Below are 22,586 nucleotides of genomic sequence, written 5' to 3' on the forward strand. Positions count from 1 at the left end.
GAATTATGAAAAATGAGATTACGGGGCTGACCATGGTCCCGCACTCTGTCCGGCTCGACCGCCGCGACAGCACTCTCGAAATGCGCTCTAACGTTGCCTGTGATCCGATCGTTGATCATACCGGCGTCTGGATCGAACAGTGGGCGACCAAGACACCCGATCAGGTCTATATCGCAGAGCGGGCAGGGGACGGCTGGCGCGAAGTGACCTATGCCGCGCTGCTGGAGCAGGTCAAAGCGATTGCGTCGTCTCTGGCGGCTCGCGGTCTGGGCCAAGAGACTCCGATCGTCATCATGTCCGGCAACTCGGTCGACCACGCGCTGCTGTCTTTAGGCGCGCAGTGGGCAGGGGTGCCCACCGTGCCGCTGGCCGAACAGTATTCGCTGATCCCCGAGGCGCACGCCCGCCTGGTCTATGTGCTGGACAAGGTCAAACCAGCGATGGCCTTTGTCGATGACGCGGGCCGCTACGCCGAGGCGCTGAAGCGTCCCGAGCTGGCGGACGTAGAGATCGTGGCGTCAATGACCGACGGCGCGCCTGTCGCAGTGACCCCCTTTGCCGATCTGCTGGCGGGTGATGAGAGCGTCGATCTGGACGCGGTGCACGCCACTGTCGGCCCCGATACGCTGGCGAAAATCCTGTTCACCTCGGGCTCGTCTTCGGACCCCAAGGGCGTTCTGACCACCCAGCGCATGATGTGCGCGAACCAGGCGCAGATGGCGTCTGTCATGCCCTTCCTCAAGGAAAAGGCCCCCAGCATCACCGACTGGCTGCCTTGGAACCACGTGTTTGGCGGATCGCACAACGCCTACATGATGCTGGCAAATGGCGGCAGTCTCTACATCGACAACGGCAAACCGACCAAGTCGGGCTTCAAGCACACCGTTCAGAACATCATCGACAAGCCCGGCACGCTGTCCTTTAACGTACCCGTAGGGTTCGCAATGCTGGTCCATGAGATGGAAACTAATCTGGACCTGCGCCAAGCGTATTTCCGTGATCTGGACCTGATCTTCTATGCTGGCGCATCGCTGCCCCAAGACGTCTGGACCCGTCTCGAAGAGATGGCGATGGAAGTCCGTGGCCGCCTGCCGCTTATGATCTCGAGCTGGGGCATGACCGAAACCGCGCCTGCCACCATCATGGTGCACGAGCCTATTGGCCGCTCTGGCGTGATTGGCGTGCCGCTGCCCGAAACTGTTGTGAAACTGCTGCCCGACGACGAAATGCGCTGCGAAGTGCGCGTCAAAGGCCCGAACGTCATGACCGGCTATTGGGGCGATGAAAAGAAGTCCGCCGAAGCCTTTGACGAAGAGGGCTTCCTGATCACCGGCGACGCTGTGCGCTTTGTGAATAACGACGACCCCGAGCGGGGCCTGACCTTTGATGGCCGCGTGTCCGAGGATTTCAAACTGCTGACCGGCACTTGGGTTCAGGCAGGCAAACTACGTCTCGAAGCCTTGGAAGGGCTGCGTGGCTTAGTGCAAGACGTTGTGATCTGCGGTCACGACCGCGACCAGATCGGCCTGTTTATCTTCCCGCGTCCCGATCACGTGCATGGCGACAACACCTCCGAAGGGGCGGTCATCGACCCGATCCTTCAGGCCGAACTCGAAGAGCGGCTGCGCGAGATGGCGCATAATGCCACAGGATCTGCAAAGCGGATCAGCCGCGCTATTATCTTGTCCGAGCCGCCCTCGGTCAAAGACCACGAGATTACGGACAAGGGCAGCTTGAACGTCCGCAAAATCATTACCCGCCGCGCCGACCTGCTCGAGCGGCTTTACGATAACGAAGACCCGGCGCTGATCCGGGTGTGAGGTGACACAATGGTAGATTTCTCCAAAGTTCGCGCGATCGATTTCCACACCCACGCCGAGGAAAGCTGCGGCTGCCACGCTGATGACGGCTATGACGAGCTGCAAAGCACCATGGCCAAATACTTTGGTGCCCCGTGGAGCCACCCGCCGACCATCCCCGAGACGGCAGCCCATTACCGTGAAATGAACATCGCAGCCGTGATCTTTCCCGTGGATGCAGAACGCGAGACCGGCTACCGCCGCTACAATAACTACGAGGTCGCCGAGGCCTGCGCCAAGGAAGACGATATCCTGATCCCGTTCGCCAGCATCGACCCTCACAAGGGCAAGCTGGGGGCCCGCGAGGCCCGCGATCTGGTGGCGAATTACGGCGTTCAGGGCTTCAAGTTCCATCCGACCATGCAGGGCTTCTACCCCAATGACCGCATGGCCTATGACCTGTACGAAGCGATTGCCGAAACCGGCAAGCCCGCCCTGTTCCACACCGGCCAGACCGGCGTTGGCAGCGGCATGAAGGGCGGCAACGGGATGCGGCTGAAGTACTCGAACCCGATGTACATGGATGATCTGGCTGTGGATTTCCCCGACATGCCGATCATTCTGGCGCACCCGTCCTTCCCTTGGCAGGAAGAGGCGCTGTCGGTGGCGACCCACAAGCCCAATGTCTACATCGACCTGTCGGGCTGGTCGCCCAAGTACTTCCCCGAGATCCTGATCCGCTATTCGAACACACTCTTGAAGAAGAAGATGCTGTTCGGCTCGGATTGGCCGATGATCGCACCGGAGAAGTGGCTCAATGCCTTTGACAAGCAAAACTTCAAAGACGAAGTGCGCCCGCTGATCTTGAAAGAAAATGCGATGCGTCTGCTGGGGGTGACGGAGTAATGGTTCCTTTTGCCGCCCCCGTTGACGATATCCTGTTCAGCCTGCGCAAAGTGGCCGATGTCGACCGTTTGCCTGACTGGGATGACGAACTGGCCGAAGGCGTGATAACCCATTTCGCCAGCTTTGCCGAAGGGGTGATCGCCCCGCTTGACGAGTCCGGCGATGCACAGGGGTGCCGTCTGGAAAATGGCCGCGTTCAGATGCCCGACGGGTTCGGCGACGCCTATAGCCAGCTCGCCGAAGGCGGCTGGCAGGGGCTGACCGCGCCCGAGCAATTTGGCGGAATGCAGGCGGACCACGTGACAGCTGCCTGTGTTTCTGAAATTTTCAGCGGCGCGAACCACTCGATGCAAATGGTCTGCAATCTCGTACCGGGGGCGATCTCGACTCTGATGCGCTTTGGGACCGAGGATCAGAAATCTGCCTACATCCCGCCCTTGGCGGAGGGGCGCTGGCTTGCCACCATGTGCCTGACCGAGCCGGGCGCGGGCAGTGATCTGGGCCGTGTGCGGACCAAGGCGGTGCAGGATGGGGATCACTACAAGATTACCGGCGAGAAGATTTTCATCTCTGGCGGTGATCAGGACATGAGCGAAGGCATATTCCATCTGGTGCTGGCCCGCACCGGCGCGATGGAAGATGGTGTCAAAGGTCTGTCCCTGTTCCTGTGCTTGTCGGAAAATGACGGCATCCGGAATGACATCACCGTGACGCGGATCGAAGAGAAGCTCGGCCTCCATGCCTCGCCGACATGCCAGATGTCCTTTGACGGGGCGCGGGCAGAGCTGGTCGGGACCGAAGGGCAGGGCCTGATGGCCATGTTCACCATGATGAACCACGCGCGGATCGATGTGTCCTTGCAAGGCGTCGCCCATGCCAGCCGCGCCTATCAGGTTGCGTCGACCTATGCCGCTGACCGGACCCAAGGCCGTAAATCTGATGGCAGCCCCGCTGTGCTGTCCGATCACCCTGATGTGCGCCGGATGCTAGACGAGCAGCGGATGCTGGCCTTGGGGGCGCGGGCGATGGTGCACGTGGCAATGGTCGAAATGGATTTGGACGCGCGCCCCGCGCTGGTCGATTTCCTGACGCCGGTGTGCAAGGTGTTCTGCACCGATGCGGGTACGCGCAGCGCTGATCTGGGGATGCAGATCCTTGGCGGTTACGGCTATCTGACCGAATATCGCGTCTCTCAGACGTGGCGCGATGCGCGGATCTGCGCGATCTACGAGGGCGCGAATGGCATCCATGATCTGACGATTGCGACACGCGGGCTCAAGCTGCCTGGTGCGGCTGATGGATATGACGATCTGATCGGTGAGTTGACCGATGATGAGGGCGTCATGGCACTGCGAGATAAATGGCGGGCCATGCGCGCCGAGGTGAGCGCAAGCGCAACGCCTGCGGCCATAGCGTATGACTTTGCACGTTTGACGGGGGAGCTCTACTTCCGCGCGGTATGGGCGAAGATCGCCCGCGTTGGCGATGAAGAGTTGCAGCGTCTGAACGAGCGTGTCCAGCGACGCCCTTTGCCGGTGCCCGTCTAACAAAAAAGCGGTTCCTTGGGTCAAGGAACCGCCCTAAAATTTCAGGTTTTTAGGCCACGAGACGCTCGATACAATCCATCAGCGCCGACGTCGACGAGGGCTTGCGGATCAAAGGTTCCTCGGTCTTACGGAACGACACGGACGAGGGCGCCTCTGCGGTGATAAATGCGATCGGGATATTCCGTTCGCGTAGTATCTTGGCGATCCCTTCGGTGGTTTTTCCATGGCCGAGATTTACGTCAAGCAAGGCTGCGTCAATATTGTCCTCGCGGGCGGCACGCTCTGCATGTTTGAGGCGAGAGCAGGGCCCGACCACTGCAAAACCGTGGTCTTCGATAATCTCTGTGAGGTCGAGCGCCAAGATCACTTCGTCTTCCACGACGAGGACGCGACGGTTGCCATCGCTCATAGTTATTCCTCCTCGATCGGGACGATACATGTCCATGTCACACCTGCCTCTTTAAAATCCATCTCAACGGTGCCCCCGGTTTCAAGAGCAATTGCCCGGTTCGTAATGAACGACCCGAAGCCCTTCCGCTCAGTTTTAACGACCGTAGGACCGTTAAGTTCCGACCAATTTACGATCAGAGACGGGACATCATCAATATCTTGGAGTTCCCAAGTCAGAGTTACACGTCCTTCGGGAACGCTGAGTGCCCCATATTTGATCGCATTGGTTGCCAATTCGTAAAACGCCATGGAGAACGCCAAGGCTTCTCCGCTGTTAATCTCATGGGCTGGACCGCTGTAGGACACACGACCCGGAGCCACATGATCCACGATATCTGCAACCACCTGCCGGAAGTCGCCGGATTGCCACTTGGTATCCATCAATCGCCCGTGCGCTGCGGCATAAGCATCCAAACGATGATCCAGAGTGCGCCGTACGTGCGGTTCTACCGAACTGTAGCGCAGGGATTGGTTCACAATCGATTTCACCACGCTGAAGGCATTCTTGACCCGATGATTCAACTCGCGGATCAGAATTTGCTGGGTGTCCTGAAGTTTGCGCTCGCGATCTATATCGATCAGGGCAACGGCTGCACCGATCCGGTTCCCATCGGCATCCAGCACGGGGCGGCCGATGATCCGCAGCCAAAACTGGGTATCGTCGCCGCGCAAATATTGTACGTCCAACTCGGAATAATCTGCGCCGGCCAAAACGCGGGCCAGTGGATATTCCTGAACCTCGACTTTGCTGCCGTCCGCGTGGAAGGCGGTCCAGGCACGGTAATCAGCGACATTTTCGGAAAAGTGGATGGGATGGCGCAACATCTCTTCCACCAGATGATTGCCATAAGTGATCTTCCCGCTTGCATCTGCGATCAAAATGCCGACCGGGGCGGTTTGGACCATTGCCTCGAATTCCAGCAGCTTGGTGCGCTTGGTGCTTAGCCGAAGAGCCTGCGCCGCGTTCTCGGCCTCTAGCTCAGCGATGCGCTGCTTCAGCTCTTCAATTTCGTCCGGCCGATCCACAGAAATGTCTGCTGGGGGATGGGGCGTGTTGGTCAAAGGGCTAACTCTCATGGCGGGCCTATCTGTTAGCGAGTGTGGCTTGTCAGGTAGGTTTCGGTGTTCAAAAGCAAGGCTGTCAGCATCACTTGGCTGTGACCGTCTGTCTTGCATCTATAACATGCTGAATCGGGACAGTTTTCAAGAGAGGATCGTTTGCAACCTTGGTTCCGTGACGTGACAGAATGGCTTTGGCTGCGGCCGTTCCGATATCGCGTCGCGACGTTCGGGTCGTCGCAATCGGTGTAGGAAGGCTTGCCACTAGGTCGAGCCCGTTGAACCCCGCGAGGATCACTTGATCAGGAACCCTTATGTGGCGCTCCATACAGTGAAAGGCCCCACCGATCGCTAGGTCGTCGTTCGAATAGTAGATCACATCAAGAGAGGGATGAGCCGCCAGCAACGCGGCCGTCATCGTTTTGCCTGCCGCGACCGAAGAGCGCTCGGTGCTGGTTTGTTGCGGAACCTCGGTAATACCGTTCTTGGCTAGGGTGTTCAGATAGCCATCGCGCCGCTTGATTGCGCGGGTGTCGCGGTCAAGCGCGCAGCCCACGTAGCCAAATCGTTTGCGATCCTGCTTGATCAGAAGATCGGCCATGCCCGCACCGGCCTCGTGTTGAGAAAAACCGACGCACAGATCGACAGCTGCGCCATCCGTGTCCATGATCTGAACAACTGGCAGAGTTGCCGCCTTCAGTAGGGCCCGCGTTTGGGCATCTTGATCCAAGCCTGTCACGATCAGCCCCGCAGGCCGCCACGATAGCATTTGCCGCACCAGAAGGTATTCACGCTCTGGATCGTATCCGGTGACCCCAAAAAACGGCTGCAAGCCAGTGCCGGCAATCGCGTCCTCAATGCCGGACATAACCTCGGAAAAGACGATGTTGGACAGGGACGGGACCACCACGCCGATTAGGTCGGTGCGGCTGTTCGCCAGACTGGCGGCGACGTGGTTGCCCATATACCCCAGATCAGCTGCAATCTTGCGCACGCGTTCGACGGTCTTTGGCGACACGTCCTTGGCACCCCGCATCGCGCGCGAGGCTGTCATCTTGCTCACGCCGGCGGCGGCGGCCACGTCGGCCAAGGTGACTTTGCTGTGCATCGGTTTCACTTTTCCAATCGCGATTTCGCTTTTCTACACGGGAAGCAGGCTTGACGCACCCCTCAATGCTGACTACCCCTAGTGCCCAACGGTACCGGTAACGGAAATAACGTCAAGCCGGTGGCTCATGTTCGGAGGAGGGACTATGGGACAAAATTACAAAGTGGCCGTGATTGGCCTTGGGTCGATGGGATACGGGGTTGCAAGTTCGCTGCTACGGGCAGGGCTGTCCGTTTACGGCTACGACATCAACGAAGCGCAAATGGCTAAATTCCGCGAGGCTGGCGGCGCCGAGGGGGCGTTGGCGGATGTGGCCGTGGATTTGGACGCTGTGGTCACCGTAGTCCTGAACGCTCCGCAGACCGAAGCTGTCCTGTTTGGCGATGGCGGCGTGGTCCCGATGCTGCGCAAGGGCGCGGCGGTCATGAGCTGCGCCACAGTCGCCCCCGATTTCGCCCGCAAGATGGAGGCGCAATGCGCCGAAACGGGTGTCCTCTATCTGGATGCGCCGATCTCTGGCGGCCCGATCCGTGCGGCCGATGGCGCGCTCTCGGTTCTGGCATCGGGCACTGCGGAAACTTTCGCGGCTCTGAAACCCGCTCTCGATGGCATGGCAAGCGACGTCTTCGAGATGGGCGACAGCGCCGGTGCAGGCAGCGCGATGAAGGCTGTGAACCAGTTGCTCGTTGGTGTGCACATTGCGACCATGGCCGAAGCACTGACCTTTGGCATGACCCAAGGCGTCGACCCCAAGCGGTTCTACGAGGTCATCACCAAATCCGCTGGCAATTCGTGGGCGCTCGAGAACCGGACGCCTCACATTATCGACAACGACTATTCCCCCAAAAGTCAGGTCAACATCTGGCCCAAAGACCTTGGTATCGTGCAAGACATCGCGCGTTCGGCCCAATTCAGCGCGCCAATTTCCGGCGCGGCGCTCCAGATGTATTTGGCGGCGCAGGGCATGGGCCTTGGGGCCGAAGATGATGCCGCAGTGGCCAAGGTCTATGCGGCGATGGCGGGGCTCACTCTTCCTGGACAGGAGTAACTATGACCGTACTTGGCTGTATTGCCGACGATTTTACCGGTGCCACTGATTTGGCAGGCCTCTTGGCCCGCTCCGGCGTGCGTGTGTCCTTGCGCATGGGCATTCCCGACGAGGCGCCCTCTGACACCGCCCCGTTCGAGGTGATTGCCCTGAAATGCCGGACGGCCCCTGTGGCCGATGCCGTTGCTGAATGCCGCCGTGCCTTGGACTGGCTAAAGCAAGCAGGCGCAGAGCGGTTTTTCTGGAAATACTGCTCGACTTTTGACAGCACGGCCGAGGGCAATATCGGCCCCGTGGCCGAGGCCCTGATGGCCGATCTGGACGCCAAGCAGACCATGTATTGTCCCGCGTTTCCTGAAAACGGGCGCGCGATTTTCATGGGCAACCTTTTTGTCGGTGAGCAGCCCTTGGCCGAAAGCCCGATGAAAGATCACCCCCTGACGCCCATGCGCGACAGCAACTTGATGCGCTTGCTGGCACCGCAGGTTTCGGGGCAGGTGGGGCTGGCCAATCGCTTGACCGTCGCCCGCGGCGCTGACGCGCTGCGCGAACGTCTGTCAGAACTCGAAGGCGCGGGCGTCGCGCATGTTGTGATCGACGCTGTGGCGGACGATGATCTCTACACCATTGCCGCTGCGTGTCGTGATATGCCGTTGATGACCGGCGGGAGTGCGGTCGCGATGCCCTTGCCCGATCTCTATGTGCGTGACGGGGTGCTGTCAGCGGATGCCGAGAAAGCCGTGCGTCCGGATTTGCCCGAAAAGACCATCATTCTGTCTGGCAGTTGTTCGGCCATGACCCGCGCGCAGGTGAGCGCGTATTCGGTCAATGCTCCCAGCTACCGTCTAGATGCCTTCGACTTAGAGAAACGTGGAATTGGTCCGGTGCTGACGTGGCTTTCGAAACAGGATTTGAGCAAAGCGCCCCTGATCTACGCCACCGCAGAGCCGGATCAGGTGCGCAAGGCGCAAGAGGCCTTTGGCGGCCCGCAAGTGGGGGCGATGATCGAAGATGCGCTGGCCGAATTGGCCCAAGCAGCTTTCAGTGCAGGGGCGCGGCGGTTCGTGGTCGCTGGAGGTGAAACCAGCGGTGCTGTTACACAAGCGCTAGGGGTCACCCGTTTGGACATCGGCCAAGAGATCGCGCCCGGCGTGCCGTGGACCTATACCGAGAGCGAAGGCGAAAAGATTGCTTTGACCCTCAAATCCGGCAACTTTGGCAAAGAAGAGTTCTTTGCGGACGCGCTTGCTGTGCTGGAGGATCAATGACCGAAGAAACCAAGCTGCGCGAAGAGATGTGCCTGCTGGCCAAATCCCTGTTTGACCGCGGTCTGACGGGGGGCTCGACCGGCAACATTTCGGCGCGGACGCCGGACGGGGGGCTCTTGGTGTCGCCTACCGGGACGAGCTTCGGACGGCTTGATCCGGCGCGGCTGTCGCGGTTCGACGCAAATGGTACCCTGATTGGCGGCGATAAACCGACCAAGGAAATGCCGCTCCATTCGGCCTTTTACGAGACGCGGAACAAGACCGGCGCGGTGGTTCACCTGCACTCCTGCCACTCGGTCGCGTGGTCCCTGATGCCCGAGGTGGACGAGGATAACTTTCTGCCGCCGCTGACCCCCTATGCGATCATGAAACTGGGCAAGGTCAAGCTTCTGCCCTTCTTTATCCCCGGAGATCCGGCGATGGGCGATGCGGTGCGCGGGCTGGCGGGGAAACGCAGTGCGGTGATGCTTGCTAACCATGGCCCCGTCGTTGCGGGCAAGGATGTGGAGGCCGCCTGCAACGCCATCGAAGAACTCGAAGACACCGCGCGGCTAGCCATCCTGATGCGCGGCTATGATGCAAAGATGCTGAGCCCCGAAATGGTCCAGCAGATCGTGACCAAATATGATGTGGAGTGGGACTGATGAAATTTTCTGCCAACCTCGGGTTCCTCTGGCGGGAACTGGACTTGTCCGACGCTATCCGCGCCGCGAAAGAGGCCGGATTTTCGGATGTGGAATGCCACTGGCCCTATGACACCCCCGCCAAACAGGTGCGCGAGGCGCTCAAGGAAACTGGCATGACCATGCTGGGGCTGAACACCCATCCGGGCGATCTGGATGACGGGGATTTCGGCCTGTGTGCGCTGCCCGACCGCATGGACGAGGGGCGCGCCGCCATCGACCAAGCCGTCGCCTATGCCAACGCCACGGGCACCAAGTGCATCCATGTCATGGCAGGTAAAGCCAAGGGGGCAGACGCTGCCAAAGCCTTTGTCCAGAACCTGCGCTATGCCTGTGAGCGAGCGGCCCCATTCGGCATCACCATCCTGATCGAACCCCTGAACACCTATGACGTGCCGGGGTACTTCCTGACCTCGACTGCCGAGGCGCAACGGATCATCGACATGGTGGACGAGCCGAACATCAAGATCATGTTCGACTGCTATCATATGCAGCTGATGCAAGGCGATCTGACCAACACGTTGCGCGACTTGCTCCCCAAAATCGGGCACATCCAGATCGCCTCGGTCCCCGACCGTGCGCAGCCGGATCACGGCGAGTTGGACTATAGCTATGTCTTGCAACTGATTGCCGAACTTGGATATTCCGCGCCCATCGGCGCCGAGTACAAACCGACCAAGCCCACTGATCAAACGCTAGGTTGGCTGAAAAACTATCTCTGAAACACTCCCCGAAACTCGGGGCTTTTCAGGTTGGAAATTTTGGTATACCAAATTTCCAAACCCAGTCGGAGCGGGAAGGAGGGGCCCGCTCCGACACTTTTAATCAGCCTATGGGGAGGGACCATGTCAGGCATGATTTTCGCCGACAGTCTGTCGCGTCTGGGAACCGAGTCCGCCTTTGTGGTGCTGGCGCGGGCACAGGCGCTGGCGCAGCAGGGCAAAGATATTATCAACCTCGGGATCGGGCAGCCGGATTTCAAAACGCCCCAACATATTTCCGAAGCCGCGATCAAGGCGATCCGCGACGGCCATCACGGGTATACGCCCGCAAATGGCCTGCCGGTGCTGCGAGAGGCCGTTGCCGCTGACCTGAACCGCCGTCATGGGGTCGAGGTGAACCCTGACAATGTGGTCGTCGTGCCGGGTGGCAAGCCCACCATGTTCTTTGCGGTGATGATGTTCGGCCAACCGGGCGTCGAGATCATGTATCCCAATCCGGGCTTCCCGATCTACGAATCCGTGATCAAGTACAGCGGCGCTACGCCTGTGCCGATTGCCTTGGAAGAGAAGAACGGATTTGCCTTCAGCGCTGAACAGGTTCTATCCCAGATCACCGAGCGCACCCGTCTGATCATCATCAACAGCCCCGCCAACCCCACGGGCGGCGTCACACCCAAAGAGGAAATCGACAAGCTGGTCGCTGGCCTGATGGATCACCCCCACGTGGCCCTGATGTCGGACGAGATTTACAGCAACATGCTCTATGGCGGGCGCGAACATGTCAGCCTGTTGCAATACCCCGAAATCCGCGATCGCCTGATCATGCTGGATGGCTGGTCCAAGACCTATGCCATGACTGGCTGGCGCCTTGGCTATGCGGTCTGGCCGGATGCGGCGGTGGATCATGTGACGCGCCTTTGCATCAACGACCACTCTTGCGTGAACGCACCGACCCAATTCGCGGGACTGGCCGCGCTGACCGGACCTCAGGACTGCGTGACCGATATGGTGGCCCAATTCGACGCGCGCCGCCATGTGATCGTCGATGCCCTAAATGACCTGCCCGGAGTGCGCTGCGCCGATGCGGCGGGGGCCTTCTACGCCTTCCCGAATATCGAGGGCACAGGCCTGACATCAAAAGAGGCGCAGGACAAATTTCTGGACGAGGCCGGGGTTGCGACCGTCGCGGGCACGTCCTTTGGCGCGTGGGGCGAAGGGTACTTGCGCTTCTCTTACGCGAATTCGACTGAGAACATTCTTGAAGCGATAAGCCGCATCAAGAAATTGCTCTAAACCACGGAAAGGAAATGTGAAATGTCCGATGTAAAACTGCTTGTCTGTGGTGCCTTCAACGAGGAAGAGCGCGCGCGGTTCGATGCGAATTACCCCAACGTTTATGCTGCGTCGCCTGACGATATCGCGGGCGTGGACGCGGATACCCGCGCGGGAATCACTGCAGTGGTGTTCAAAGGGCACGCACCCTTTGGCGAGGCGGCGATGGACCCGCTGGAAAACCTGGGCCTGATTGCGAACTTTGGTGTTGGCTATGACGCGATTGACGTGGCCGCTGCCAGCGAGCGCGGGATCAAAGTCACCAACACCCCCGATGTCCTGAATGACGACGTGGCGGATCTGGCGGTGGCCCTGATGCTGACCCAGACCCGCAACATGATCGAAGGCGATAACCTGACCCGCTCTGGCCGTTGGGCTGGCGGCGGAAGCCTCCCGTTGAACCGCAAGATGACCGGTGGGACCGTGGGTATCTGCGGCCTTGGCCGCATTGGCCGCGAAATCGCCGACCGTCTGGCAGCGTTCAAGATGGACATCCACTACCATTCGCGCAGTGAAAAAGAGACCCCCGGCTGGACCTACCACGCGGGCCCCAAGAGCCTCGCCGAGGCGGTGGATTGGTACGTCGTCGCGCTGGTCGGCGGCAAGGAGACCGAAGGCTATGTTAGCCGCGACGTGATTAACGCGCTCGGGAAAAACGGCGTGATCATCAATATCAGCCGCGGCACCACCATTGACGAAGAGGCGATGCTGGACGCGCTGGAAAGTGGCGCCATCGCGGGCGCGGGCCTTGATGTCTTTGTCAATGAACCCCATCTGAACGAAAGGTTCTACGATCTGAACAACGTGGTGCTTCAGCCGCACCAAGGGTCCGGCACCCACGAAACCCGCCGCGCCATGGCCGAGGTGCAGCTGTCTAATGTCACTGCGTTCATTGAAGGGAATGCTCTGGTTACGCCGGTGAACTGATGGAGCAGATCGCCAACCCGTTCAAAAAGGCGATCATGGCCGGTCAACAACAGATCGGCCTGTGGTCTACGATCCGCGATAATGCGGCAACGGAAATGCTGGCCGGTTTGGGCTTTGACTGGCTGCTGCTTGATTGCGAGCATACGGCCAACGACCTGAACAGTGTTCTTTCGATGCTGCAGGCGATGTCGGCGTACGGGGCGCACCCGGTCGTGCGCCCCACAGAACTAAATGCGGCCGAGATCAAGCGCCTCTTGGATGTGGGCGCGCAGACCCTGCTGATCCCCTATGTCCAAACCGTCGAAGAGGCGAAGCTGGCGATTGAGGCTGTGGATTACGCCCCCCGCGGGTTCCGCGGCATGGGCGGCTCTACCCGTGCGAACAGGTTCGGGACGGTGCCGGACTATTTCACCCGCGCCCGCGAAGAGATCTGCCTGCTGGTGCAGATCGAAACGCAAAAGGGGCTCGATAATCTGGACGAGATTGCGGCCTTGGACGGGATTGATGGGGTCTTTATTGGACCGGCGGACCTTTCGGCCTCGCTCGGCCATGCGGGGAATGTGCGCCATCCCGATGTCGAAGCCGCGATCCGCGATGGGATCCAGCGGGTGCGAGCACTTGGCAAGCCGGCGGGATTCTTGTCGGTGGACGACGCGTTGACGGCCATCGCGGTCGAGGCAGGCAGCCTGTTCACAGCCATTGACGTGGATATGGTCGCCCTGCAACGGTACCTGCGCGAGCGACTCCAGACGGCGCGAACGTCTTATGTGCGCTGATCTTCACCTAGCTGTGAACTGGTACAGAGACTGAAAACAACATCTGCTGCGTTGAAGTCATGAAAGGAGTTTTCATGACACATATTCACACCGCAGCCGAGGGCCACCAAGACGACCACGATCTGGGGCTTCGCCACGATTTGCCGCGTCTTATTGGTCGGCGTAGCGCACTTGGTTTTCTTCTGGGGGCAGGGGCGTTGGCCGCCAACCCCGCAGCCGCGCTGCAATGCGTGGTCAACAGCACCGAGACCGCAGGGCCCTATCCCGCAGACGGGACAAACGGGCGCGGCGGCAGCATCAACGTGCTGACCCAAGAGGGCATTATCCGCGAGGATTTGCGTCCCAGTTTCAACGGCATGAGCCCAACGGCAGAGGGTGTCCCCCTAGAGGTCACTCTGACCTTGGTTGACGCAAACGACGGCTGTACACCGCTCGAGGGTCGTGCGCTTTATCTCTGGCACTGTGATGCGATCGGGAAGTACTCGCTCTATGATTACGACGACCGCAACAATCTGCGCGGCGTGGGCATTTCCGACGCGGACGGGGTTGTCAAGTTCACGACAATCTTCCCCGGTTGTTATAATGGGCGCTGGCCGCACTTTCACTTCGAAGTGTTTGAAAGCGCAGATGAAATCGTTACGGGGCGCGACAGCCTACTCACTTCGCAGATTTCCTTGCCCGGAGAAGATTGTGCTGCGGTCTATAGCGCCGAGAGCGGCATCTACTCCAATGGCACAAGCAATCTTGGGCGTCAGGATTATGACCGCGACATGATCTTTGCGGATAACACCGAATCCCAGAAAGAGCAGCAGATGATGCAACTGAACGGCTCTCCCCAACAAGGTTACACAGGGTCTTGCATCATCGCGCTGGCGTAACGAGTGCGGCCCGCCAATCCTCTGGCGGGCCTTTTTCTTAGGCAGCGGGTTTGTCGTCTTCGAGGTAGTAGCGAATGTTATCCTCGAAGCTGTCATCCGCAGTCAGGCCCAGTTTCAGTGCCTTGGACGGCTGGATGTCGTAGCGCCAGCCTTTGACGATCGCGAGGATGTCGGGCTGCTCTTCCCAGCGGATCAGCTTTTCAGGCTCGGGCCCGCAGACGTTGCGCAGGGCCTCGACAATCTCGCCGATGGTCCAAGTCCGGCCAGGCATCATCATGCAGCGGTTCTGGCCCAAATCTTCTTCGGGAATTTCAGCGCCCTTGATCAGGTTTTCGATGCACTTGCGCGGGCTCAAATAGAAGTGCGCGAAGCTGGGATCGACAGGGCACACCGCCTCTTCGCCGTTCAATGGCTCGCGAATGATCGACGACATAAAGCTGCTGGCAGCGCGGTTCGGCTTGCCCGGACGGACTGAAATGGTCGGCAGGCGGAATCCGCGCCCGTCCACGATGCCTTTGCGGCTGTAGTCATTCAACAGCAGCTCGCCGATGGCCTTTTGCGCGCCATAGCTGGTCTGCGGGTTCAAAAAAGTGTCGTCGATGATGGGATCAGCGACCTCGCCGCCGTATACGGCGATTGATGAGGTGAAGACCACGACCGGCTTGGTGCCCAACTCTCGGCAACGCTCCAGCACGTTCATGGTGCCCATCATGTTGATCTTGTAGCCCAGATCCAGATCTTCTTCGGCTTGGCCGGAAACGATGGCAGCCAGCAGGTAGATCACGTCGGTGTCGGCATCAATCACGCTGCTGACGCTGGCCGGATCGGCGATGTCACATGTCGCGGTCTCGACCGCAAAGGGCGCTTCTACCTGCGCGGGGTCCACAACGTCTGCCAGCACGAGGCTATCGATGCTCTGACCGCGCAGTTCACCACGCGATGCCAGCGATTTGGCCAGTTTCTGACCGACGAGGCCACCGCCCCCGATAATAAGTACTTTCATCAAAATCTCCTCCCAGAGTAATTACAACAGCCCGCGACCCGCCAGATTGCGCATCAGCGCGGCGGTGCCAAAGGTCCATTCGGGGCATTCGGTGGACAGGCGTACTGTGTTTCGCAGCTCTCCCAGATGGGGTTCCGAGATGCTGACCACGTCGCCAACCTTGTGGGTAAAGCCCTGACCGGGGTTGTCGCGGTCCTGAATGGGGGCAAATAGGGTGCCCAAGAACAGGAAGAACCCATCGGGATACTGGTGATGCCGCCCGCAAGTTTGCGCCGCCAGATCGGCGGGGTGGCGGCTGATTTTGGTCATGGACGAGTGGCCGTTCAGAATGAACCCATCCTCGCCCGTGACCCTGAGCGTCAACTCGGCAGTTTCGACCTGCGCCATACCGTAGCTGTCATCGAACAGACGGACAAATGGGCCGATTGCGCAGCTGGCATTGTTGTCTTTGGCTTTTCCCAGCAGCAGGGCGCTGCGCCCTTCGACGTCGCGTAGATTGACGTCATTGCCTAGGGTCGCGCCTTTGATCTCGCCGCGGCTGTTTACGGCGATGACGATCTCTGGCTCGGGGTTGTTCCAATTGCTGACGGGGTGCAGTCCGACGGAGGCTCCGAACCCCACAGAGCTCATGGGTTGCGCCTTGGAAAAAACCTCGGCGTCGGGGCCAATGCCGACTTCCAGATACTGGGACCAGAGTCCTTCGGCGATCAGGACCTTCTTGACCTCCATCGCCTGATTACTTCCGGGAGTGATGCCGGACAGGCTGTCGCCGATCTTGTCCTTGACCTTGGCGCGGATTTCTTCGGCGCGGTCGGCGTCACCGGCGGCTTGTTCCTCGATCACGCGCTCGACCATGGACTCGGCAAAGGTCACGCCGCAAGCTTTGACCGCCTGCAGATCGCATGGGGCAAGGAAGTGCATCACGTCATCGCCAACCGCTTCGCCGCTCAGGTGCGCCAGATCGGTCAGGGACCCAAGGCTTTCGCCCGTGGCCTCGCGAGCATAGGCAGCGGGGTCGTCCAGTTCCAAGAGGTCGCGCATGGTCGGCACGGATTTAGAGGTGATGTCGATCACTTCGTCCCCGCGCAAAGTGATAAGACACGGGCCAATCTCGGGGCGCCAGACGCGGCCCACAAGTGTGGCGGTCGGATCGGTATTCTCGAACGGCAGCATGGGGGCTCCTTTATTCAACATGGGGCAGCATTTTGCCCGGATTGAGGATGTTTTTCGGATCGAGCGCCGCCTTGATCGACCGCATCAGCGCAACGCCTGCGCCGTGCTCGGCATTCATGTATTTCATTTTGCCCAGACCAATGCCGTGCTCACCGCTGACGGTGCCTCCCAGACGCATGGCTGTCTTGGCCAATGCATCGGTGAACTCTTCGGCAGCCTTCATCTGGTCGTGGTCGGTGGGGTCGATCGCGAGGCCGGAATGGAAATTTCCGTCCCCTACATGCCCCACGATGGTCGAGGTCAGCCCCAGTCGTTTCGCATCATTCTGGGCCTGCACGACCGCTTCGGCTAGTTTGCTGATCGGGACGCAGACGTCAGTGGGCATCAGGTGGCCGGTTTTGCCCAAAGAGGCCGAGGCGTAGTGCGACTTGTGACGCATGGCCCAAAGGGCATTTCGGTCCTCGGTTTTGGTCGCGGTCTGATAGGCCTCGACCCCAAAATCCTCGGCGATGGCACCGAACATCTCGGCTTGCTCGGCCACGCCAGTTTCGGACCCGTGGAATTCAAGGAACAGATGCGGGACTTCGGGCAGGCCCGCGTCCGCATAGTTATTGAACCCGCGCACCATCATTTCGTCCACCAGCTCGATCCGCGCCATGGGAATGCCGGTCTGGATGGTTAGGATTACGCAGTTGACCGCATCCTCGATGGTGGGAAAGCGACAGGTGGCGGCGCTGATTGCCTCGGGAATGCCCTGAAGTTTGACGGTTAGTTCGGTGATGATCCCCAGCGTCCCTTCGGAGCCAACCAGCAGGTGGGTCAGGTCATAACCGGTGCTGGACTTGCGCGCCTGAGTGCCGGTGCGGACGATGGTGCCGTCGGCCATCACAGCCTCGAGCGCCAGAATGTTTTCGCGCATGGTGCCGTAGCGAACGGCAGTGGTGCCGCTGGCGCGGGTGGCCGTCATGCCGCCGATGCTGGCATTCGCGCCGGGGTCCACGGGAAAAAACAGTCCGGTGGCGCGCAGCTCCTCGTTCAGGGCGAAGCGTGTGATGCCAGGTTGGACGACGCAATTCAGATCCTCGGCATTCACTTCCAGAACGCGGTTCATCCGGTTCATATCAAGGCTGATGCCGCCGCGGGTCGCCAGATGCTGGCCTTCCAAAGAACTCGCCGCACCATAGGCCACCACGGGGCAGTCGTGGGCGTGACAGATTTTCAGGATGTCCGAGACCTCTTGCGTGGTCTCGGGATAGGCAACGGCGTCGGGCGGGGTCAGGGGGTACCACGTCTCGTTCTGGCCGTGCAGATCGCGGTCGGCTTGGGTCGTGACCAGACGGTCCCCAAGTAGCGTTTGTAGTTCGGTAATCGCAGCAGAGTGCATCACTTGCCCCACTTCAGGACCAGCGGATCAAGCGGCGTCAGCAGTTCCATCAGCATCGCGCGGGTGGCGGGATGCAGAGGCGCAATGGGGTGGCGGCAGAACTCTGACTTGATCACGCCGCCCTCGACCATCGCGGCCTTGGCCGAGCGGAAGCCGCACTGGCGGTTCTCGTGGTTCACGGCGGGCAGGACACGCGCATAGCCATCGATCGCCGCCTGACGGTTGCCAGCAAGGAAGTCGCGAACAATCGGGCCAATCAGATCCGGGATCATCGCGCTGGTCATGGTGCCGGTGCAACCTGCATCCAGATCGGCCAACAAAGTGATCGCTTCTTCGCCGTCGAAGGGGCCTTCGATGGCATCGCCGCCTTGCTCGATCAGGGCGCGCAGTTTCATCGCGGCCTGCGGGCATTCGATCTTGAACAGCTTCAGCATCTCGATCTCTTGGGCCATTTTGACCAAAAGCGGGACGGGCAGATCGACGCCGGACAGGGGCGCGTCTTGGAGCATGATCGGAATCCCAACCTCGCCCACGGCGCGAAACTGTTCGAAGGTCTGTTCGGCGGTGCCCTTGAGCAGGGCGCCATGGTAGGGGGGCATCATCATCACGATGGACGCGCCAAGGTCTTTGGCGAACTGCGCACGCTCGACCACAATCGGGGTCGCATAGTGGCTGATGGTCACGATCACCGGCACGCGGCCCGCGACGTGCTCTAGGCAGAGGCGGGTCAGGGTTTCACGCTCGGCGTCGGAAATCAGGAACTGCTCCGAGAAGTTGGCAAGGATGCAGATGCCGTCCACGCCTTGATCAATCATGCAGTCCAGAACGCGCTTCATGCCCTCCAGATCGAGGGTGCCATCGGGGTTAAAGGGCGTGGGAGCAACGGGCCAAATGCCGGTGTAAGGTTTGGTCATAAATCCTCCTTAGGTGCCAAAGGACAACTGCACTTTGATCGCTTGGGTGCGGTCATTGGCGGTCTCGAAGGCGGTCTGGAATTCAGTCAATGGAAAGGTGTGGGTCAGCAGGGGTTTCACGTCGATGAGCCCTGCGGACATGAGCTGGACAGCCACAGCGAACTCTTCGTGGAAGCGGAAGGACCCGCGCAATTCCAACTCTTTGGCGGTGATCTGCATCATGGGCAGGGGCATGTCGCCGGACAGTCCCAGCTGTACGATCACGCCGTGGGGGCGCAGGGCGGGGATCGCGCCGGCCAAAGCAGGGGCCGCGCCCGAGCATTCGAACAACACGTCCAAGGTGCCCTTGCCTGCGGCGTAATCGGCCAGAGCGTCGGGGTTGGTCATGGTGTTCAGGGTGACATCCGCGCCGACCTTGGCCGCCATCGCCAGAGATGTGTCCGTGATGTCCACCGCGATGATTTGCGCGGCCCCAGCACGGCGGGCGGCTAGGATCACGAGCAGGCCAATCGGGCCGCATCCGGTCACCAGAACCTTTGCCCCCATCAGGTTGCCTGCGCGGCGGACAGCGTGCAAAGCGACCGAAAGGGGCTCGGCCATCGCAGCCTCGGCCGGTGTTAGATCGTTGGCCACATGACACTGGCTGGCCATGACCGTAATCTCTTCGCGAAAGGCGCCCTGGATGTGTGGATAGGGCATGGCCGAGCCGTAGAACCGCATGTTCAGGCACTCGTTCGGCAGACCGCGGTGGCATTCCACACAGCCGCCGCACGGGCGGGACGGGGACACCGCCACCAGATCGCCAACCGTCAGGTCTGTGACGTCAGCGCCTACTTCGGCCACCCGTCCGGCAACCTCGTGGCCCAGAACCATCGGTTCCTTCAGGCGCACGGAGCCAAAGCCGCCGTGGTTGAAATAATGCAAGTCCGAGCCGCAAATCCCGCCACGCTCCATCCGGATGCGGACATCCGTGGGGCCAAGTGGATCTGCAACACAATCGGACAGGCGCAGGTCCTCTGCGCCATGGGCAAATAACGCTTTCACGGTTGGTCTCCTCCCCGAACCGTCGGCGGTTGCATCACCGCCAAAATGGTATACCATTTCAAAAAATGCGGGATCGGGCGGAAAGTCAACCACCCATTTTCCGCAGTAAGGGAGGATTTATGGAACTGTTCAATCTGAGCGGAAAGACGGCGCTGATCACCGGCTCGTCTATGGGGATCGGCTATGCCTTGGCGCTGGGTCTGGCGCAGGCTGGGGCACGGATTGTGCTGAATGCGCGCAACCCCGAGCGTTTGGAAGAGGCCGCCAAAGCCTTGCGTGCCACGGGGGCGCAGGTGGACACGCTGGTGTTCGATGTGACCGATGCCAAAGCGGTCGCTGATGCCGTGGATGCCTATGAAATGGGGCGCGGAATCGACATTCTGGTGAACAACGCAGGGATGCAGCACCGCACGCCGCTAGAGGATTTTCCGGTCGATGCCTTTGACCGCCTGATGCGCACCAATGTGAATTCGGCGTTCTACGTGGGGCAGGCCGTCGCCCGCCACATGATCAAGCGGGGTGCGGGCAAGATCGTGAACATCGCCTCGGTGCAGTCGATGCTCGCCCGTCCGGGAATCGCGCCCTACACGGCGTCCAAAGGTGCAATCACGAACTTGACCAAAGGCATGGCGACGGACTGGGCCAAACATGGTCTAAACTGCAATGCGATCGCGCCGGGCTATTTTGATACGCCCTTGAACGCCGCCTTGGTGGCGGACCCTGAATTTAGTGCTTGGCTTGAAAAACGCACCCCAGCGGGCCGCTGGGGCAAGGTCGAGGAGTTGGTTGGCGCCTGCATCTTCCTGTCCTCGGACGGGGCATCCTTTGTGAACGGGCACACGTTGTTCGTGGACGGCGGAATCACTGCCAGCCTGTAAAACTGTCTTTACTGGGGAGGAAAAGACATGAGTGACAAACCGGTTATCGGGTTCATCGGCGTGGGCTATATGGGCCACGGCATGGCCAAGAATATCCTGCAAAAGGGCCACACGCTCTTCATCAAGGGCAACCGCAACCGCGACCCCGTAGAGAGCCTGAAGGGCATGGGAGCGACCGAGGTCAGCAGCGCCCGCGAGATGGCTGAAAAATGCGATATCATCCACATCTGCCTGTCGAACTCCACGCAGGTCGAGGCGATCTTCCGTGACGAGGATGGCATCTTGGCTGGCGTACGCGAAGGGTTGATCGTGATCGAAACCTCAACCGCTGATCCGACCTCGACCATGGCGCTGGCGGCGGAGCTGGCAGAGAAGGGCGGAACGCTGGTCGATGCCCCCTTGGGGCGGACACCGAAAGAGGCCGAAGAAGGTAATCTGGACGCCATGGTCGGCGCAGATGACGCAACCTATGCCAAGGTCGAGCCGGTGATCCAGTGTTGGGCAGGAAACATCACGCGCACGGGCGGGACGGGCACGGGCCACAAGATGAAGCTGCTGATGAACTTCATCGCGATGGGCTACGCGGCGCTCTACTCCGAGGCGACCGTGCTAGGCGCCAAGGTCGGCATCGCGCCGCAAACCGTGCGGCAGGTCATCGGGTCCAGCCGGATGGGCAACGGGTTCTTCGACACCTTTATGAAGTACACTGTGGACCGTGATCGGAACGCGCACCTGTTTACCATTACCAACGCGTCCAAGGACGTGCGCTATGCCAACAACATGGCCTCTGACGCTGGGATCATGGGGATCATGGCAGCGGCGGTAAAGCAGTACTACACCCATGCCGAAGCGATTGATCGGGGCGGGGACTACGTGCCCATGCTCGGCGATATTGTGGCGGAACTGAATGGCATGAACATGGCCGAAGAAGTGAAAAAGGGAGAGGGCTAAGCCCCCTCCCATCGCCGGAGGCAGGTCTTAGTCGATCCAGACGGCCTTGCCTTCGGCCACCATCGCGTCGAGATCGAAGAAGGACTTGGCGCCGCCTTTGACCTTGGCTTCGAAGGCATCTTCGGCGGCTTTGACGTCTTCGAGCGCTTTGATAGTCGCGTCGATTTTGGCGTATGGGATCACGACGACACCGCTGCGGTCGGCCACGATGATGTCGCCGCTGCTCACATACTGCCCACCAACGATCGCACCATCGCCCACTGTGGCGGGCCCTTTGGAATAGGGGGAGTTCGGGTTCAGACCGGTGCACCATGCGGGCAGGCCGACCTCTTCGATGCCTTCGACATCGCGCATGGGCCCGTCTGTGACGAAACCAGCCAGATCGTTATTCTTCATCATCCCAAGGATCAGGTCCCCGCAGGCCGAGGTGCCTTGATGCCCGTGGACCGCAGACAGCAGAATGTCGCCTGCCTGTACGATGGACAGCGCGGCCATGGTGGCTAGAATTTCCGCGGGACCGTTTTCGGCAACGACCGCGGTCCCGACCACTGGGCCGCTGGTGGTTGCCGCGCCGATGGGGGCAATCGCGGTGTCCAAGGATCCTGCGCCGTTCATCGCATCACAGACGAACCCCGTGGGCACGCCGCGAAAGGCGTCGATCTGAGCGGTAGTCGGGCGCGGAAAATTGCGGCGGATGCGCAGGATGGGCGGTTCTTCGAGCATGGTTCGGCCTTTC

The 22,586-nt window shown here is 60.2% G+C and carries 22 protein-coding genes; 13 read left to right on the forward strand and 9 right to left on the reverse strand.

Annotation, left to right across the window (positions count from 1 at the left end; translation table 11 throughout):
* The first annotated feature begins 5 nt into the window (after positions 1-5).
* The 3 genes from AB9K37_RS10970 to AB9K37_RS10980 are packed head-to-tail and all read left to right on the forward strand — an operon-like array spanning position 6 to position 4,252.
* The gene (locus tag AB9K37_RS10970) at positions 6-1,820 is read left to right on the forward strand and encodes a feruloyl-CoA synthase (protein ID WP_369838393.1); all 1,815 of its coding nucleotides are present in this window, start codon (positions 6-8) and stop codon (positions 1,818-1,820) included.
* 9 nt (positions 1,821-1,829) lie between these two features.
* Entirely contained in the window at positions 1,830-2,705 is an 876-nt protein-coding gene (locus AB9K37_RS10975) for an amidohydrolase family protein (RefSeq protein WP_369838395.1), read from the forward strand.
* Positions 2,705-4,252 (forward strand): acyl-CoA dehydrogenase family protein, encoded by a 1,548-nt coding sequence (locus tag AB9K37_RS10980; protein WP_369838397.1) that lies wholly within the window; start codon positions 2,705-2,707, stop codon positions 4,250-4,252. The genes AB9K37_RS10975 and AB9K37_RS10980 overlap by 1 nt, the downstream gene beginning before the upstream one ends.
* Positions 4,253-4,301: 49 nt before the next feature.
* Here AB9K37_RS10980 and AB9K37_RS10985 read toward each other — a convergent pair whose 3' ends face one another.
* The 3 genes from AB9K37_RS10985 to AB9K37_RS10995 form a co-directional block, all read right to left on the reverse strand.
* Positions 4,302-4,661 (reverse strand): response regulator, encoded by a 360-nt coding sequence (locus tag AB9K37_RS10985; RefSeq protein WP_369838399.1) that lies wholly within the window; start codon positions 4,659-4,661, stop codon positions 4,302-4,304.
* A gap of 2 nt (positions 4,662-4,663) precedes the next feature.
* On the reverse strand, positions 4,664-5,779 hold the full coding sequence (locus AB9K37_RS10990) for an HWE histidine kinase domain-containing protein (RefSeq protein ID WP_369838401.1): 1,116 nt from the start codon (positions 5,777-5,779) through the stop codon (positions 4,664-4,666).
* Between the two features lie 70 nt (positions 5,780-5,849).
* Complete coding sequence (locus AB9K37_RS10995; protein WP_369838402.1) at positions 5,850-6,869, reverse strand: LacI family DNA-binding transcriptional regulator; 1,020 nt, start codon at positions 6,867-6,869, stop codon at positions 5,850-5,852.
* Positions 6,870-7,014: 145 nt separating this feature from the next.
* Here AB9K37_RS10995 and ltnD point away from each other — a divergent pair, with 145 nt between their 5' ends.
* The 8 genes from ltnD to AB9K37_RS11035 all read left to right on the forward strand — a co-directional run bounded on the left by ltnD (position 7,015) and on the right by AB9K37_RS11035 (position 14,503).
* Positions 7,015-7,917, forward strand: a complete 903-nt coding sequence (ltnD, locus tag AB9K37_RS11000; protein ID WP_369838404.1) for an L-threonate dehydrogenase — start codon at positions 7,015-7,017, stop codon at positions 7,915-7,917.
* A gap of 2 nt (positions 7,918-7,919) precedes the next feature.
* Positions 7,920-9,185, forward strand: coding sequence for a 3-oxo-tetronate kinase (otnK, locus tag AB9K37_RS11005; RefSeq protein ID WP_369838406.1), 1,266 nt, complete (start codon positions 7,920-7,922; stop codon positions 9,183-9,185).
* Entirely contained in the window at positions 9,182-9,829 is a 648-nt protein-coding gene (locus AB9K37_RS11010; protein ID WP_369838409.1) for an aldolase, read from the forward strand. Before otnK ends, AB9K37_RS11010 begins: the two co-directional genes overlap by 4 nt.
* Entirely contained in the window at positions 9,829-10,590 is a 762-nt protein-coding gene (locus AB9K37_RS11015) for a hydroxypyruvate isomerase family protein (RefSeq protein ID WP_369838412.1), read from the forward strand. The genes AB9K37_RS11010 and AB9K37_RS11015 overlap by 1 nt, the downstream gene beginning before the upstream one ends.
* A 123-nt stretch (positions 10,591-10,713) precedes the next feature.
* Entirely contained in the window at positions 10,714-11,883 is a 1,170-nt protein-coding gene (locus AB9K37_RS11020) for a pyridoxal phosphate-dependent aminotransferase (RefSeq protein ID WP_369838415.1), read from the forward strand.
* A 21-nt stretch (positions 11,884-11,904) separates the two neighbouring features.
* The gene (locus AB9K37_RS11025) at positions 11,905-12,849 is read left to right on the forward strand and encodes a 2-hydroxyacid dehydrogenase (protein ID WP_369838418.1); all 945 of its coding nucleotides are present in this window, start codon (positions 11,905-11,907) and stop codon (positions 12,847-12,849) included.
* Positions 12,849-13,625 carry an HpcH/HpaI aldolase/citrate lyase family protein gene (locus tag AB9K37_RS11030; protein ID WP_369838421.1) on the forward strand — a complete coding sequence of 259 codons (777 nt, stop codon included), beginning with the start codon at positions 12,849-12,851 and terminating at the stop codon, positions 13,623-13,625. The genes AB9K37_RS11025 and AB9K37_RS11030 overlap by 1 nt, the downstream gene beginning before the upstream one ends.
* Before the next feature lie 74 nt (positions 13,626-13,699).
* Complete coding sequence (locus AB9K37_RS11035; RefSeq protein WP_369838424.1) at positions 13,700-14,503, forward strand: hypothetical protein; 804 nt, start codon at positions 13,700-13,702, stop codon at positions 14,501-14,503.
* Positions 14,504-14,540: 37 nt separating this feature from the next.
* Here the strand turns inward: AB9K37_RS11035 and denD are convergent, their stop codons facing one another.
* Genes denD through AB9K37_RS11060 form a run of 5 tightly spaced genes read right to left on the reverse strand, consistent with a single transcriptional unit; the run spans position 14,541 to position 20,021 of the window.
* Positions 14,541-15,506: a D-erythronate dehydrogenase gene (gene denD, locus AB9K37_RS11040; protein ID WP_369838427.1), complete on the reverse strand. Its 966-nt coding sequence runs from the start codon at positions 15,504-15,506 to the stop codon at positions 14,541-14,543.
* A gap of 21 nt (positions 15,507-15,527) precedes the next feature.
* The gene (locus AB9K37_RS11045; RefSeq protein WP_369838430.1) at positions 15,528-16,679 is read right to left on the reverse strand and encodes a fumarylacetoacetate hydrolase family protein; all 1,152 of its coding nucleotides are present in this window, start codon (positions 16,677-16,679) and stop codon (positions 15,528-15,530) included.
* A gap of 10 nt (positions 16,680-16,689) precedes the next feature.
* Entirely contained in the window at positions 16,690-18,063 is a 1,374-nt protein-coding gene (locus tag AB9K37_RS11050; RefSeq protein ID WP_369838433.1) for an FAD-binding oxidoreductase, read from the reverse strand.
* Positions 18,063-18,977, reverse strand: a complete 915-nt coding sequence (locus AB9K37_RS11055) for a dihydrodipicolinate synthase family protein (protein WP_369838436.1) — start codon at positions 18,975-18,977, stop codon at positions 18,063-18,065. The genes AB9K37_RS11050 and AB9K37_RS11055 overlap by 1 nt, the downstream gene beginning before the upstream one ends.
* A 9-nt stretch (positions 18,978-18,986) precedes the next feature.
* Entirely contained in the window at positions 18,987-20,021 is a 1,035-nt protein-coding gene (locus tag AB9K37_RS11060; protein WP_369838438.1) for an L-idonate 5-dehydrogenase, read from the reverse strand.
* A 119-nt stretch (positions 20,022-20,140) separates the two neighbouring features.
* Between AB9K37_RS11060 and AB9K37_RS11065 the strand changes: the two genes are divergently transcribed.
* Together AB9K37_RS11065 and AB9K37_RS11070 are read left to right on the forward strand one after the other, a co-directional pair.
* Entirely contained in the window at positions 20,141-20,899 is a 759-nt protein-coding gene (locus tag AB9K37_RS11065) for an SDR family oxidoreductase (RefSeq protein ID WP_369838441.1), read from the forward strand.
* 27 nt (positions 20,900-20,926) lie between these two features.
* On the forward strand, positions 20,927-21,850 hold the full coding sequence (locus tag AB9K37_RS11070) for an NAD(P)-dependent oxidoreductase (protein WP_369838444.1): 924 nt from the start codon (positions 20,927-20,929) through the stop codon (positions 21,848-21,850).
* Between the two features lie 27 nt (positions 21,851-21,877).
* Here AB9K37_RS11070 and AB9K37_RS11075 read toward each other — a convergent pair whose 3' ends face one another.
* Entirely contained in the window at positions 21,878-22,573 is a 696-nt protein-coding gene (locus tag AB9K37_RS11075) for an RraA family protein (RefSeq protein ID WP_369838447.1), read from the reverse strand.
* Positions 22,574-22,586 lie beyond the last annotated feature (13 nt).

It is taken from the genome of Donghicola sp. XS_ASV15 (assembly GCF_041224595.1).
Taxonomy (GTDB): domain Bacteria; phylum Pseudomonadota; class Alphaproteobacteria; order Rhodobacterales; family Rhodobacteraceae; genus Donghicola.